The organism is Actinomyces sp. HPA0247 (genome assembly GCA_000411415.1).
In the GTDB taxonomy this organism is placed as follows: Bacteria; Actinomycetota; Actinomycetes; order Actinomycetales; family Actinomycetaceae; genus Pauljensenia.
In genome coordinates, this window is the sequence record KE150452.1 from 207276 (window position 1) to 222622 (window position 15347).

Genomic DNA, 15347 nt, shown 5'->3' on the forward strand with positions numbered 1-15347 from the left:
TCACTCCTGCTCTTCCAGCTGGGCACGAACCTCGTCCGACAGGGACATGTTCGTGTAGATGTTCTGCACATCGTCGGAGTCCTCGAGGGCGTCGATGAGCTTGTTGACCTTGAGGGCACCCTCGAGATCGAGCTCGACCTCGGTGGAGGCGACGAACTGGACTTCGGCGGAGTCGTAATCGATGCCGGCTTCCTGCAGGGCGGTACGCACGGCGACGACGTCCTTGGGGTCGGACTCGATGACGAAGAGCTCGCCGGCGTCCTCGACTTCTTCAGCACCCGCGTCCAGGACGGCCATCATGATGGATTCCTCATCCACACCGTCGGCAGCGGGCACCTCGACGATGCCACGACGCGAGAACAGGTAGGACACCGAACCCGGGTCGGCCAGCGAGCCGCCGTGACGGGTGAAGCCCAGGCGAACGTCGGAAGCCGCACGGTTACGGTTATCCGTCAGACACTCCACCAGGAAAGCGACACCGCCCGGGCCGTAACCCTCGTACATGATGGTCTCGTAGTTAGCGCCACCGGCTTCGGCACCGGAGCCACGCTTGACGGCGCGGTCGATGTTGTCGGCGGGGACGGAGTTCTTCTTCGCCTTCTGAATGGCGTCGTACAGGGTCGGGTTGCCAGCGGGGTCGCCGCCGCCCGTGCGAGCTGCAACCTCAATGTTCTTGATGAGGCGCGCGAAGAGCTTGCCGCGCTTGGCGTCAATGGCGGCCTTCTTGTGCTTGGTGGTCGCCCACTTAGAGTGTCCCGACATCACTTCTCCCTGTTGGGTGGATAGATACCGCCACATTCTAACGCGTCTGCGGCCCCCATCCGCATCCGGGCGGGCCCCACGTGGACAAACGTAAACACAGTCACAGGGACAATGGACGAGGCCGGGGCACGTGCGCGGGCCTGGACCTACCGGGTAGGCGGCGTCAGCAGGACACGCAGGGCACAGCTCGAGGGGGTCAGGTTCTCCCAGCTTCCGTCGAACGTAAGGATGACCGCGGTCGCGGTGGGAACACCTTGAGCGACCTCTCCCCGATCGTTCTCGCGGGCCAGCACGTAACCGGCGCCAGAGATGGTGGGCTCGTGGCCGACGATGAGGGCGCTGTCCCCCTCGAAAGTACGCGCCAGGGTCAGGATGTCTTCCTCGTCGGCGTTGTAGACACCGCGGTCGTACCAGCTGTCACCGATCTGGACACGCTGGTTGATCTGTTCAAATGTCTGTTGGGCACGTCTCGCATCCGAGCACACGGCCACATCGAAGCTCCCGATCTCACGGGCGAGGACGCCGCCGAGGCGCGCCGCCTGGTCGAGGCCTGCTTGCGTGAGGGGACGCGCGTGATCGGGGTAGGAGTATGCGGCCTGCGCGTGGCGAACGAGAACGAGGGTTGGCATACTTCCAAGCGTAACCGCACGGGGAGGACACCATGGCTCTGGGTCTCGAAAGCGCCTCGGGCATCTGCTCGGCACGCGAATGCACGAACGCCGCAATCTATCGGATCGACTGGCGCAATCCTGCGATCCACCGCGCCCGCACGAAGACATGGCTGGCGTGCGAGGAACACCTGTCCTACCTCGAGAACTATTTCAAATACCGTTCGTTCCCGTTCGAGGTCTCAGCCTTCGTCGCCCCCGATCAGGAGGCACCTCACGACCACTGATCGAGGGGACGGTCGTTCCAGGTCAGGGCGTGGAGCCGCTTCGCGAGTTCGTCGGCACAGGCCGGAGTAAAGTCGGGCGCCCACTCGAAGGTGGAGGTACCCGTGTTCGACATGAAGTGCTGGGAGACCAGCTCCTCGTCGATCTCTGTGGACAACCACGTGGCCAGCAGGCGCGTGAGCGCACCGTGGATGACGAAGACCGCGACGGCCTCGTCCCCCGCTTGCTCGCGGGCGGCCAGGCCCACGCGGCGCACAGTCTCCAGCGAGCGGGCCAGGGCCTCGCGCCCGTTCTCGCCGCCCGGCATCCGGTTGTCCAGGTCACCCGCGCACCACGACAGGGTTGTGCGCACGTAGAGGGACTGAGACGCCGGGTCCGCAGCCATCTCAAGGTCACCGGAACGCAGCTCTCGGATGCCGGGCTGCACCTGCGGGGTCAGCCCGTACCGGCTCGCCAGCGGTGCCGCCGTCAGGCGCGTGCGGTGCAGGCCGGACAGCGCGATGACACTCGGAGGAGGCGCGACCTCGGCCTCCCACCGATCCGCGAGGCGCTGGGCCTGCAGGAGCCCTTCAGGGGTCAGCCCGAGGCCGGGGCGCACGGTGTCGAGCGCGCCGAGGCGATTCGCGGGGGTCTGTCCGTGCCGTACCAGCACAATCTTCACTGCTGCTCCCAGAAAAGTCGTTCCATCACGGCGCGCGCCTTGCGTCCGGCGCGCAGCCAGTCTTCTTCGAGGGCGTTCAGCCCGCCGCTACCGTACCCGAGGATCGCCGCGAGGGCACGCAGCTCCGCACTATCACGGGGTAAAACGTCGAGTTTCACACCGCTCATACGGCCTGTCGCCAGGGTGTTTGCGGCGCGGATACGGGTCGCCATGTCCCAGGCGTGAAGGAGAATCTGCGCGTCCTCGGCGCTCATCAGGTCATGATCCCGAGCACCCTGAATCGCCTGCGTCGTCGACGAAGTCCGTAGCTCGGAGTCGTTCTTTCCGGCACGCATCTGAATGAGCTGGATCGTCCACTCGACATCGGAGAGCCCGCCGGGTCCCAGCTTGACATGACGAGCCGCCTCGATACCGCGCGGCAGACGCTCGTTTTCCATGCGGACCTTCAGCAGGCGGATATCGCGTACATCCGACTCGCTCACTCCCCCGTAAGCGAGCTCCGCGAAGAGCTCTCGCGCCCGATCGGCAAGCTTCCCCTCGCCAATCGGACGCGCACGCACCGCTGCTTGCCGCTCCCACGTGGAAGCCCAGCGCTGCGCATACTCACGATGCGACTCGATCGTGCGACTCATCGGGCCGTTCTTGCCCTCGGGGCGCAGGTCAAGGTCGACGACGATACCCAGCTGGCTGGTGGCCGAACCAAGAAGGCTCTTCACACGGTTCACGATGGCCGTCGCGCTGGCCGCAGCCTCAGCATCAGAGGCACCGCCGACCGCCTCATGCACGGCGATCACATCCGCATCGGATGCATAGGAGCACTCGCGGCCCCCGTAGCGTCCCATCGCGACAAAGACAAGGTTTGCACGCTCCTCGCCCCAGCGCTCGATTTCCTCCCGCTGGGCGATGGCGAGGGCACCGAGGATTGCGGCATCCGTGGCATCTGCGATCGCGTTGCCGCGAGGATTGACACCTTCCAGGAGGTCGTTCATCGCGCAACGCGTCAGCTCACGGGTACGGACGGCTCGGACTCGAGCGGCCGCCTCGGCAGCGTCCTCGTGACGGTCAATGAGGGCCGCAACTTCCCGAGCTAGCCGATGCGGTTCGCGCGGTGCCAGCTCGTCATCATCATCGAGCCAAGCCACGGCCTCGGGACGCTTAGCGAGTGCCTCGGCGATCCACCTGGAGTTCGGGAGCATCGTGGTCAGCCTGCGGGCGGCCACACCCGAGTCACGCAGGAGAGCGAGGTACCAATGCGAGTCACCGATGTCCTCGGACAGGATCCGGAAATTCAGCAGTCCCATGTCGGGGTCGGCCCCCGCCGCAAGCCACGAGATAAACACCGGGAGCAGGTGGCGCTGAATTGCCGCGCGTCTGCTGGTTCCCTGCGTCAGAGCCGCAATATGCGTGAGGGCACCCGCCGGATCACGGTAGCCGATCGCCGCGAGGCGGTCACGCGCGCCATCCGCGTGCAGTGACACCTCGTCCTCGCTCAGCGAAGCCGTTGCGGCGATGATCGGCCGATAGAAGACATCCTCGTGGAGGGCCCTCACCCGTGCGCGAACCTCGTCGATCGCAGCGCTCATCGACTGCGCGTCGGGGAAGCGCGAGCGGTCCATCGCCCGCCCGAGAACACGCAGCTCCCGCTCCTTGTCCGGGATCAGGTGGGTGCGGCGCATACGAGGCAACTGGGTTCGGTGCTCGACGGCGCGCAGGAAGCGATAGCACGATGCGAGCTGATCAGCATCACTGCGAGCGATATAGCCGCCGTCCCGCAGCGCCTCGATCGCCTCCAACGTCGAGCGCACGCGTAGGAAAGCGTCCGTTCGGCCGTGAACGAGCTGGAGCAGCTGGACCGTAAACTCGACGTCACGCAGGCCGCCGCGGCCGAGCTTGAGTTCGCGCGAGGCGTATGAACGCGAGATGTTGTCCTCGACCCGTCGGCGCATCGCGCGCGCGGCCTCGACGAAGCCCTCACGCGTCGCGGCGCTCCACACGTAGGGCTGCGCGGCATCCTCGAAGGCCCGGCCGATGACCTCGTCTCCCGCGCAGGCGCGCGCCTTGAGCAGCGCCTGAAACTCCCACGTCTGCGCCCATTTGTCCCAGTACTGACGATAGGACTCAACGGTACGTACGAGGGCACCGTTACGCCCTTCCGGGCGCAGGTTGGCGTCAACGGTCCACAGAGGTGCCTCTGTGCCGGGACCCGAGCACGCTGAAGCCGTTGCTGCCGCGAGTCGCGTGGCGACCTCGAGGGCCACACGCTCGTCCTGATCCACCCCGGCTTCAGCAACGTAGACGACATCAACGTCGGAGATGTAGTTGAGTTCGCGTGCCCCCGTCTTACCCATCGCGATGATTGCGAACGGGGTCTCTCCCCGCGGATCGATATCGCGACGGGCAAGTGCGAGACCAGCCTCGAGCGTCGCATCCACGAGGTCCGCGATGCGCCTTCCGACCTCGGGCATAAGAGCGCCGGGATCCTCACTTGTCAGATCATCGGCAGCCACAGACAGGAGAACGCGTCGGTAGGCTGCGCGCAGGTCGTCCGCGCGTGCCCCCTCTGCGGCCACATAGGCTCCCCCCGCAGCCCGAGTTGCGCCCACGGAAGCCAGGAGCACCTGCTCGCTGCGGCCGGGGTCCTCCCAGATCGCCACAGCGCGGGTGGGATCAGCGATGACGTAGTCCCCCAGCCACTGGCTGCCGCCCAGCACGGCGCACACGCGACGCCGGGCGTCGGGCTTGTCCACGAGAGCGCGCACGAGGCCGGGGTCCGCTTCGTGCAGACGGATCGCGGCCAGGAGTGCCTGGTCGGGATCGGCGCTCGCGCTCAGGTCACGCTCCCACGCCTCGGCACCGCCCGGCAGCTCCTCGAAAAAGCTGAGCGCGCGGCGCGGGTCCAGGAATCCGGCAATCCGAAGCTCGTCCGGCGTCACCGCGGAACGACCTTCAGGAATTGCTCAAGCTCCTGGCGAGTGATCTGCTGACGATATTCCGTCCATTCCTTGCGCTTATTACGAATAACGTAGTCGAACACCTGCTCACCGAGGGTAGAAGCCACCAGATCGGAGCTCTTCATGGAGCGCACTGCGTCAGCCAGGGATGCCGGCAGCGCGCGAATACCCATCACCTGGCGTTCACGATCCGACAGGTCCCACACGTTATCCTCGGCCTCGGGCATGAGCTCCATCTTCTTCTCGATGCCCTCAAGGCCCGCCGCAATAAGGACAGCGAAGGCGAGGTAGGGGTTCGCGCTCGGGTCGGGCGCGCGATATTCGATGCGCGCGGCAGCGGCCTTCTTCGGCTTGTATAGCGGGACGCGCACGAGCGCAGAACGATTCAAGTGACCCCAGCACACGTAGGAAGGAGCTTCTCCCCCGCCCCACAGACGCTTGTAGGAATTCACGTGCTGGTTCGTGATCGCCGCGATCTCCTCGGCGTGCGCGAGCAGGCCCGCGATGAACTGCCGCCCCGTCGTCGACAGACGGTACTGACCCGCCGGGGAGAAAAACGCGTTCTCTTCACCTTCGAACAGCGACAGGTGCGTGTGCATGCCCGAGCCCGGATGCTCGATAAAGGGCTTGGGCATGAACGTGGCGACGAGTTCCTCGCGCAGCGCGACCTCTTCGATGAGGGTACGTGCGGTCATGATGTTGTCCGCAGCGCGCACGGGATCCACGGCGCGCAGGTCGATCTCGTTTTGTCCGGGCCCGCCCTCGTGGTGGGAGAACTCGACTGGGATCGCCATATCCTCCAGCATCCGCACCGCACGACGACGGAAGTCATTCGAATCCCCGCGTGCGACGTGGTCAAAGTAGCCGGCCTGGTCGACCGGAATCATACGGTCGGGGGTGACGGGCTGACGCAGGAGATAAAACTCGATCTCAGGGTGGATCATGACGCGGAAACCCGCATCCGCGGCCCGCTGGACGGTGCGCTCGAGAACGCCTCGAGGATCGGACGGCGCGGGCCGCCCGTCAGGCATGAGGACGTCGCAGAACATGCGAGCAACCGGGTCCTCGTTGGAACGCCACGGGAGCAGCTGGAACGTCGACGCATCCGGCTTGAGCAGCATGTCCGACTCGTAGACGCGCGTCAGTCCTTCGACGGCCGACCCGTCGAAGCCAATCCCCTCACTGAACGCCTCCTCGAGCTCACCAGGGTCGATCGAAATCGACTTCAAGACGCCCGCAACATCCGTAAACCACAAACGGATGAAACGAATATTCTTCTGCGCGACCTCACGCAGCACGTATTCCTGATGCGAATCCACCGGTGTCCTCCCGTTGAGAAAAGAACGGGCCGACCGCAGGGACTGCGGTCGGCCCGGCATGGCTTCAGTCTACTTGCCCAGGTTGAAACCCTTCGAGATGGATTCCAGTGCGCCGGTGAGATCAGAAGGAAGCATCCACAGCTTGGACGCCTGACCATCGGCGATCTTCGGCAACATTTCAAGGTACTTGTAGGACAGGAGCTCGGGCGTGGCCTTGCCGGCGTTGATGGCCGCAAAGACCGTCTGGATAGCCTCGGACTCGCCCTGCGCACGCAGGATCTGCGCCTGACGTGCACCTTCGGCCTGCAGGATCAGTGCTTCCCTCTGGCCCTTGGCCTGAAGGACCTGCGCCTCCTGCTGAGCAGAAGCCGCCAGCACTGCGGCCTGCTTAGCACCCTCAGCCTTCTTGATCTGCGCCTCACGCTCAGCCTCGGCCGTCAGAATCGTCGCACGCTTGGTACGCTCAGCCGTGATCTGCTGCTCCATGGCTGCCAGCACTCGCGGCGGCGGCTCAATCGACTTGAGTTCCACGCGGGTGACGCGAATACCCCACGGGCCCGTGGCCTCATCAAGGACACCGCGCAGCTGCTTGTTGATCGACTCGCGCGACGTCTGGGTCTGCTCAAGGTCGAGAGAACCAATCAGGTTACGCAGGGTCGTCGCGGTCAGCTGCTCAATCGCCTGCAGGAAGTTGGCCACCTCGTAGGTAGCGCTGCGCGGATCCGTGATCTGGAAGTAGATAACGGAGTCGATTGACACCATCGCCTGGTCGGCGGTGATGACAGGCTGAGGCGGGAAGTTCGCAACCTGCTCGCGCAGGTCAATACGGGCGGCAACGCGATCCACAAAGGGGACGAGAAGGTGGAAACCACCCTGCATCACTGCCTGGAAACGTCCCAGACGCTCGACGACGTACGCCTGCGACTGCGGAACGATGCGGACCGCACGAACAAGCGACACGACGACAAAGATGACGAGGGCAAGGATCACGATGAACGCGACGTTGCCAAAGAGTTCTACTGAGCTCACTGACGTCTTTCCTTTCTTACTTCAAAGTCAACAAATCGGGCCTATCAGGAGGCCGAACCTGCAGATGGCTGACTGGCAGGAGGCTGCGCCAGGTTGAGAGCACTGACGATGGCGGTCGCACCATCGATACGATCAACGCGTACCTCGGCACCAACGGGCAACTCCGGTCCTTCGGTCCGCGCGCTCCATTCACCGCCAGAAAACTGGATACGTCCGTGACGCTCACCCACTGCCTCGGTGACGTAGCCACTCTTGCCGATCAGGCGGTCCGTATTGCTGGGAACATAATTGCTCGATCGTTCAATCCGTCCTTTCAGGAACGGACGCAACAGAACCAAGAGAGCGATGGATACGACGATGAAGACGATCACCTGGACCGTCAGACTCGCGCCACACGCTCCCGCGATACCGGCGGCAAGAGCTCCAATCGCGAACATCAAGAACACGAAGCTCACGCTCATGACCTCGACAATGCCGCACACGAGTGCCGCTAGAATCCACAGCCACCAGGTACTCATCGCCCTGCCTCTCTTACTCGGTCACACCGCGCGCCCACCAGCGACCATCGGTGCGACCGGCGAGCAGCGGCATGCCATAAACCTGCGACAGATTCACGCCCGTCAGAACATCCTCAATCGGCCCCTGATGGGCAATCTGCCCCTGTGACATGATCGCGCAATGCGTCACGCCATCAGGAATCTCCTCGATCTGGTGGGTCACCAAGACGATCTGCGGAGACTTGGAACCTTTCATGATCTCAGAAAGAGCGGCGATCAGCAACTCGCGAGCGCCCAGATCGAGCCCAGACGTCGGCTCATCCAAGACGAGGACCTCCGGGTCCGTCATGAGCGCGCGGGCGAGGAGCACGCGCTGTGCCTCACCCTCCGACAGGGTTGCGAACTCACGCTGGCCGAGGTGATCGATGCCGAAGATCTCCATGAGCGCACGAGCACGCTCGTCATCGACCTGCTCGTATTCCTCGTCGTGAGCGACAGCCAAACCCCAGGCAGCGCTGCGAACAGTGTCGAGAACCGACTGCGTCGGCACGATCTTGGCAGCCACCGCAGCGGAGGCCAACCCGACACGAGTGGCTACCTCGGCGGGATCCGCCTGTGCCAAATCCGTGTCCGAGACAGTCACCTCACCGGCGTCCGGCGCAATGCGACCAGATGCCACACGCGCCAGCGTCGTCTTGCCCGCACCGTTTGGACCAACAATGACCCAGTGCTGGCGCGGACGCGTTGACCATGAGACATCGGACAGGATCTGCGTATCCCCTCGTTGGACGGACACGTGAGAAAGATTCAGGACGTAAGTCATGTATCCAGCCTAGTCGTCTATAGGGTGGCGTGCGCCCTAAACGAGCGAGCGATACAGCTCGGCGGTCTTGATGCCGATTGCTTCCCACGAGAAGTGATCGCGGGCGCGTGCAAGGCCAGCCTCGCCCATGCGGCGACCCAGCTCGGGATCGTCGAGAACACGAATCAGGCGGTCGGCCATCGCTTCCTCGAATGCGCGCGGATCCAGCGGTGTTCCCGTCCCATCCTGCATCTGCTCGATCGGCACGAGGTAGCCCGTCTCTCCGTCGACGATCACGTCGGGGATGCCGCCGGTTGCGGTACCAACAACGGGCAGACCGAGCGCCATTGCCTCCAGGTTCACAATACCGAGGGGCTCGTAGACGGAAGGAGTAATGAACACCTGAGCCGAGGACAGGATCGCAGCAACCTCAGACTGCGGGAGCATCTCGGAGATGAGGACGACGCCGGAGCGTCGAGCACGCAGCTCGGCGACGAGGCCCTCAACCTCGGCAGCAATTTCCGGGGTATCGGGGGCGCCAGCGCACAGGACCAGCTGGACGTCCTCGGGCAGGAGCTGGGCGGCGCGCAGGAAGTACGACAGGCCCTTCTGACGGGTGATACGGCCGACGAAGACGACCGTGCGACGCGACGGGTCAATACCGTGCTCGGCGAGCACGCGGGCACGCAGTTCCTCTCCCGCTTCGCCTTCGGGCGCGTGCCACTTGTTCAGGTCGATGCCGTTGTGGATGACGTGCACTCGGTCGGGATCAACGCCGGGGTAGCAGCGCAGGATATCGTCACGCATACCGTTCGACACCGCGACAATCGCGCTGGCGGCCTCATAGGCGGTTTTCTCCACGTAGGAGGACAGGCGGTAGCCACCGCCGAGCTGCTCAGCCTTCCAGGGGCGCAGCGGCTCGAGCGAGTGGGCGGAGATGACATGGGGAATGTCGCCCAGCAGCGAGGCCACGTGGCCAGCGAAGTTCGCGTACCACGTGTGCGAGTGCACGAGGTCCGACCCCTCACACGCCGCGGCGATCTCGAGGTCGACGCCCAAGGTCCGCAGGGCCGCGTTCGCTCCGGCCAGCTGGGGCAGGTCGGCATGTCCGGTCACTCCCGGGTCGGCACCATCGGTGCCCGGCTCGCGCGGACCGTCAAACGCCTGCACCCGCAGGTCATCGACCAGCCCACGCAGGACCTTTGCTAGTTCAAGGACGTGAACGCCAGCACCTCCGTAGACGTGGGGCGGGTATTCGCGGGTAAGCAGATCGACGCGCATGATGGGGTCCTTCCGACAGTAGCGACGCGTAGCACACATCGTATCCGATCTCACGTCACTGCTGATAGAAAACGAGACGATGTAGCAATCGATAGACATTTGTAATACAGTGTGACCACTCCCACGGATTCGCGCCGATGCGGGTCCACTCGACCAACGAAGAGGTGCCACATGGCAAAGAACCACGTCCTGGCAATCGTTCTCGCGGGCGGTGAGGGTAAGCGACTGATGCCCCTGACGGAGGACCGCGCAAAGCCGGCCGTTCCGTTCGGTGGTCACTTCCGGCTGATCGATTTCGCACTGTCGAACATCGTGAATTCCGGATACCTCAAGATTGTTGTCTTGACGCAGTACAAGTCCCATTCCCTCGACCGCCACGTCACGAAGACCTGGTACACATCTCCCCTGCTCGGCAACTTCATTGCCCCTGTGCCGGCCCAGCAGCGTCGCGGGCCGCACTGGTACCTGGGTAGCGCCGATGCTATCTACCAGTCCCTCAACATCGTTGATGACGAGGCACCGGAATACATCGTCATCATCGGTGCCGACAACATCTACCGCATGGACTTCTCGCAGATGGTCCAGCACCATATCGATTCGGGTCTTCCTGCGACGGTGGCCGGCATTCGCCAGCCGATCGAGCTGGCTCCCGCACTCGGCGTCATCGATGGCGAGGGCGGCGTCGTGAAGAACTTCCTCGAGAAGCCCAAGCATGCCGTCGGTCTGCCCGACGATCCGACCAAGGTCCTCGCCTCGATGGGCAACTACGTCTTCACCACGAAGGATCTGGTCAACGCACTGCGCGAGGATGCGGCCAACCCCGATTCGAAGCACGACATGGGCGGCAACATCATCCCGTGGTTTGTCGAGCGCGGCGAGTGCGGCGTCTATGACTTCCAGGACAACGACGTGCCGGGTTCGACCGACCGTGACCGCGATTACTGGCGCGACGTTGGTACGCTGGACGCCTACTACGAGGCGAACATGGACCTCATCTCGGTGCACCCGGTGTTTAACCTGTACAACCGCGAGTGGCCGACCATGACGATGATCGATGGTTCCCTGCCGCCGGCAAAGTTCGTCTACGGCGATGAGGACCGCCTGGGTCATGCGATCGACTCGTTCGTCTCCCCCGGCGTCATCGTCTCCGGTGGCGAGATCACGCGTTCGATCGTCTCCCCGCACACCTACGTCCATTCGTGGGCGAAGATCGAGGATTCGGTCATCATGCACGGTTCGCGCATCGGCCGTTCCTCGCGGGTCGTGAAGACGATTCTGGACAAGAACGTCATCGTCGAGGAAGGCGCCGTCGTCGGCGTTGATCTTGAGCACGACCTCGAGCGCGGGTTCACCGTCACAGAGTCGGGCATTACGGTCGTCCCCAAGGGTACGGTCGTCCACAAGTGAGTATGATGCTCCATCTCGATGAGCCGGGTGCTCCGCTGCTGTGTGTCAGCGGGGCACCCGGCCTCGTCGTCACTGACGTCGATTCGACGTTGATTAGTCAGGAGGTCATCGAGGAGCTCGCCGAGGCCGCGGGTACGCGAGAGCGGGTCGCCGAGATTACCTCCCGCGCCATGAACGGCGAGCTCGATTTCGCGCAGTCGCTGCGGGAGCGGGTCGCGACCCTCGCGGGCGTCCCGGAATCTGTGTTCGGCGATGTCCTAACCTCCATCACTCCCACGAAGGGAGCACGCGAACTCATTGAGGCGACCCACCGAGCGGGCGGGCATTTCGGCGTCGTATCAGGCGGTTTCGAGGAGGTGGTCGCTCCCCTGGCGGCCTCCCTCGGCATCGATTTCTACGCCGCTAATCGCCTTGAGGTCGAGGGCGGATTCTTAACAGGACGAGTGCTGGGCCGTATCGTCACCTCCCAGGTGAAAGTCGACTGCCTGCGTTCGTGGGCCTCGTCCCTGGGTGTCCCCCGCGAACGCACGGTTGCGATCGGCGACGGGGCGAACGACGTCCCCATGATGCACGAGGCCGGAGTCGGTATCGCGTTCTGCGCGAAGCCCGCCGTGCGCGAACGGGTAGCGGTCCAGCTCAACACGCCAGATCTTTCCCTAGCGATCGCTCCCCTCGGACTCGCCTAGCGCCGACGTCAGGGCTCGCGCGTGTCCGTGAGGCGAATCATGCGCCCATCCCAACCATGCCGCCACGAACGGGCGTACTCGAGGATCTGCGCGGGGTAGATGTCTGCGTCGATCTGAGCCTCTGCCTCATCGATGTCCCACCAGGCCTGCGCGTCGATGACGGATCGCTCCAGATCCGTCCACCCATCGCGACTCAGCGCGGTAGAAGGCGCGTGAGCGAGGAAAAACCATTCGTCCTGCCGGGCAGTGACGGCCAGAAAGTCGAACTCAGCGGTCCGGTAGAGAACGGGACCAACCAAATCGTCAGGAGCCAGCTCGATGCCCGTTTCTTCGAAGACCTCACGCACAGCTGCGCTGCGGGGATCTTCGCCTTCCTCGATGCCACCACCAATCGTGAACCACCAGAATCGCTCTGGCTGATCCTCGTCGTGACCCTTGGCCAACAGGACACGTCCCTCATCGTCGAACAAAAGGACGCGGGCGGCCTCCCGATGGGGATAACCGTCCGCGTCCACAGGCCAGTCGAGTGCGCTCATGCCTCCAGGGTAGCCCGATGGCGACGCAGGCCCCACACGAGGAGCGCAACACTGACAAGCAGGAGGGGAAGCTCGATAGCTCCGTAGGTGAGGTTCCACGAGTCCTCGGGCGCCAGGAAGCCAACGGCATTCGCCTGACCGTGCAGCGCGAGGGCCGCGATGAACCCACCGACAGCAACGAGGATGCCGGCAAACACATTCTTCGCGCGCAGTGCAGCCCACGCGAGAGCGTAGCCGAAGACGCCCGTGAAGATCGCGTGCCCGTAGCCGCCCAGGATCGCGCGCGCCAGGAAGGATTCCCACAGTCCGCCCATACCGTCCTCGAGGGCACTCACGTAGTAACCCATATCCTCGCCCCAAGCGAAACCAAGGCCGACAAGGACACCCAGGACTGCGCCCTGAGAAGGATGGGTCAGCAGTTTACGGGCGGCGAGGATCAGAATGAGCACGCCGATGCCCTTCGCGGTTTCCTCCACAACGGGACCCGTCACAACGGAGGTCACAAAATCAACCGCAGAATCGCTCATGCTGGTCGATTCCACCGCGGCGTCGATCAAGCCGTTACCGATACCTGCGATCATGAGCGCACCACCGGTGCCCCACGCAAATGCGGCAATCCACGACAGGACCGACGGAGCGAATCGCGCCACCCAGGCCAAGAAAAGGAGGCCGACGACAGCGCTGACACACGATGCACTCACAGCGAGCGCCGCGGCGGAGCTGCTGGCACCATCAATCGCACCACGCACCTCGTGGGCTAGTGCCGGGATGCCGATGACGATCAAGACGATCGAGCACACGGTGAGGGCCCGCGACGAAGGGCGGGCAGAATGAGCGTAAGTCACGTTTGTTTCCTTTCTATCCCCACCATCGTGCGACATCAACCTATGCGTGACCTATGAAAACGCCATGCGACGACCGTGTGAATCAAAACGCTCACATGGGGCGAATGCCCATGAGCGCCTGGAACTTCTGACGCTGATTTGTCGCCTCCCGCACCTTCTCCTGAGTGTCCTCAATGCGGCCCTTTTCGGGACCGCGCACGTTCATGATGACCTGGTCAAGGCCGAGGGACGCCAAGTTGTTCATGAAGGACTTCATCGCCCGCTTTGCTTCAGGGCCACCGCTCGCCACCCAGGAGAGCGCGTTGCGGCGGGCAGCGGGATCGCACACCATCTGGACCTCGCTCGGCAGAATCCAGCCCTGGTTGACGTAGGGCATGAGACCGGCAGCGATATCGCGCCGCTCTCGACGCATCGCACGGGACACGAAGAACAGCCAGCCACAGAACAGGGGAACCTGAATGATGAAGTAGAGCACGAGGAAGCCACCGCGGCTGCCTGAGATCACCGAGGATCCATTCCACACGCCGTGCATCGTCACGCCGATCAGGTAGCCGAGGAGGCTCACACCGATGCCGACACCCAGCGAACGGGTGCGCGTCGCAGCCCATCCAATCGCCCAGCCGGTGCACGTCGTATACATAACATGCCCGAAGACACCCAGGAAGACGCGCATCACGAAAGTCTGGGCGAACCCCCCGTCGTAGAAGCTATTAACGAAGTATGTGAAGTCTTCAACGACGAGGAACCCCGCCGCTGAGTAACCGGCGTAGACGAGGCCATCGAGCGGGGAGGAAATGCTGTTACGCCGCATCATGACAATCACGAGCACGCCGAGCGCCTTGAGGAATTCCTCGCCAACGGGAGCGGCAACCACAACGGAGAAAATCTCTCCCGCAGCACCGCTACCGGTTGCGCTCGCAACGGAGTTACCGGCGACCTCGTTCGAAATCATCGCAAAGAAGATCGCCACACCGCCACCCCACAGGAGCGCCGCAATCTTCGTCCACCAAGGCTCGGGCTCGAAGCGATCCACGAACTGGAGGAATGCCAGGATGATAGCGAGGGGAACGAGGCAGAAGAAGGCGAGGAAGAGGCTCAAAAAGGGGCCGCTGACTAACAGGAAACTGCTCGTACCCACGAGCATCAGTGCCGCGCCGACGCCGATCACGACGGCCTCGAAAACCGGCGCCTTCTTGGCAGGCGTGGGCATAGCCCACGCCTGCACCTGCTGCGGTGCTGCCTGCGGATACTGAGCGGCGCTCGGCCCAGGCATGGCCGGCGCGGTATTGACGAACGACTGGAAAGAGGAGGTGAATTGTGCCTCGGGTTCGAATCGTGTCATCGGGTCCGGAGCGGGCATCTGTGCCGAGGTTCCGAGAGACTGTCCGGTTGGAGCAGCAGGTGCGTAGCTTCGCGCAGACTGCGGCTGCGCAACGCTCGACCCCTGAGGCTGTGGGACATCCGAGCTGCCCGGCTGAGGAACGGCGGAGAACTGCTGGCCGCCTGTCTCAGGACGAGGCCCATTGCCCGCCTGCGACTCCGGGGCGTAGGCAGAGGCTGCAGGCGCACCGTAGCGCCCGCCAGGAGCCGACTGACCCTGCTGAGGCTGAGGAACGGGAGCATAACCCGAACCCGCCGACGCACCATACTGGCCACCCGGAGCCGACTGACCCTGCTG

The 15347-nt window shown here is 63.9% G+C and carries 15 protein-coding genes; 3 read left to right on the top strand and 12 right to left on the bottom strand.

Features of this window, described 5'->3' with window-relative positions:
• Together HMPREF1478_RS09010 and HMPREF1478_RS09015 are read right to left on the bottom strand one after the other, a co-directional pair.
• Entirely contained in the window at positions 1-762 is a 762-nt protein-coding gene (locus tag HMPREF1478_RS09010) for a YebC/PmpR family DNA-binding transcriptional regulator (protein ID WP_016461762.1), read from the bottom strand.
• 146 nt (positions 763-908) lie between these two features.
• Complete coding sequence (locus HMPREF1478_RS09015) at positions 909-1391, bottom strand: SixA phosphatase family protein (protein WP_016461763.1); 483 nt, start codon at positions 1389-1391, stop codon at positions 909-911.
• A 32-nt stretch (positions 1392-1423) separates the two neighbouring features.
• On the opposite strand from HMPREF1478_RS09015, the gene HMPREF1478_RS09020 reads away from it, so the two are divergent.
• Positions 1424-1657 (top strand): hypothetical protein, encoded by a 234-nt coding sequence (locus tag HMPREF1478_RS09020; RefSeq protein ID WP_016461764.1) that lies wholly within the window; start codon positions 1424-1426, stop codon positions 1655-1657.
• On the opposite strand, the gene HMPREF1478_RS09025 is transcribed toward HMPREF1478_RS09020, so the two are convergent.
• From HMPREF1478_RS09025 to glgA, 7 genes are all read right to left on the bottom strand, one after another.
• Positions 1645-2316 carry a histidine phosphatase family protein gene (locus HMPREF1478_RS09025; protein ID WP_016461765.1) on the bottom strand — a complete coding sequence of 224 codons (672 nt, stop codon included), beginning with the start codon at positions 2314-2316 and terminating at the stop codon, positions 1645-1647. The genes HMPREF1478_RS09020 and HMPREF1478_RS09025 overlap by 13 nt on opposite strands.
• Positions 2313-5249 (bottom strand): bifunctional [glutamine synthetase] adenylyltransferase/[glutamine synthetase]-adenylyl-L-tyrosine phosphorylase, encoded by a 2937-nt coding sequence (locus HMPREF1478_RS09030; protein ID WP_016461766.1) that lies wholly within the window; start codon positions 5247-5249, stop codon positions 2313-2315. The genes HMPREF1478_RS09025 and HMPREF1478_RS09030 overlap by 4 nt, the downstream gene beginning before the upstream one ends.
• Entirely contained in the window at positions 5246-6586 is a 1341-nt protein-coding gene (locus HMPREF1478_RS09035; protein ID WP_016461767.1) for a glutamine synthetase family protein, read from the bottom strand. Before HMPREF1478_RS09035 ends, HMPREF1478_RS09030 begins: the two co-directional genes overlap by 4 nt.
• A gap of 69 nt (positions 6587-6655) precedes the next feature.
• On the bottom strand, positions 6656-7615 hold the full coding sequence (locus HMPREF1478_RS09040; RefSeq protein WP_016461768.1) for an SPFH domain-containing protein: 960 nt from the start codon (positions 7613-7615) through the stop codon (positions 6656-6658).
• 44 nt (positions 7616-7659) lie between these two features.
• The gene (locus HMPREF1478_RS09045; RefSeq protein ID WP_016461769.1) at positions 7660-8133 is read right to left on the bottom strand and encodes an NfeD family protein; all 474 of its coding nucleotides are present in this window, start codon (positions 8131-8133) and stop codon (positions 7660-7662) included.
• Between the two features lie 13 nt (positions 8134-8146).
• A complete protein-coding gene (locus HMPREF1478_RS09050) occupies positions 8147-8935 on the bottom strand; it encodes an ABC transporter ATP-binding protein (protein ID WP_016461770.1) in 789 nt (262 codons plus the stop codon).
• Between the two features lie 36 nt (positions 8936-8971).
• Entirely contained in the window at positions 8972-10195 is a 1224-nt protein-coding gene (gene glgA, locus HMPREF1478_RS09055; protein ID WP_016461771.1) for a glycogen synthase, read from the bottom strand.
• 171 nt (positions 10196-10366) lie between these two features.
• Between glgA and HMPREF1478_RS09060 the strand changes: the two genes are divergently transcribed.
• Positions 10367-11602, top strand: a complete 1236-nt coding sequence (locus HMPREF1478_RS09060; RefSeq protein WP_016461772.1) for a glucose-1-phosphate adenylyltransferase — start codon at positions 10367-10369, stop codon at positions 11600-11602.
• A 2-nt stretch (positions 11603-11604) separates the two neighbouring features.
• Positions 11605-12288: a phosphoserine phosphatase SerB gene (gene serB / locus HMPREF1478_RS09065; RefSeq protein WP_034475609.1), complete on the top strand. Its 684-nt coding sequence runs from the start codon at positions 11605-11607 to the stop codon at positions 12286-12288.
• Positions 12289-12296: 8 nt separating this feature from the next.
• Here serB and HMPREF1478_RS09070 read toward each other — a convergent pair whose 3' ends face one another.
• The 3 genes from HMPREF1478_RS09070 to HMPREF1478_RS09080 form a co-directional block, all read right to left on the bottom strand.
• A complete protein-coding gene (locus tag HMPREF1478_RS09070) occupies positions 12297-12824 on the bottom strand; it encodes an NUDIX hydrolase (protein WP_016461774.1) in 528 nt (175 codons plus the stop codon).
• The gene (locus HMPREF1478_RS09075) at positions 12821-13669 is read right to left on the bottom strand and encodes a PrsW family intramembrane metalloprotease (protein WP_016461775.1); all 849 of its coding nucleotides are present in this window, start codon (positions 13667-13669) and stop codon (positions 12821-12823) included. Before HMPREF1478_RS09075 ends, HMPREF1478_RS09070 begins: the two co-directional genes overlap by 4 nt.
• A 91-nt stretch (positions 13670-13760) precedes the next feature.
• Positions 13761-15347, bottom strand: a 1587-nt coding sequence (locus HMPREF1478_RS09080; protein ID WP_016461776.1) for a PrsW family intramembrane metalloprotease, incomplete at its 5' end; no start/stop codon positions are given.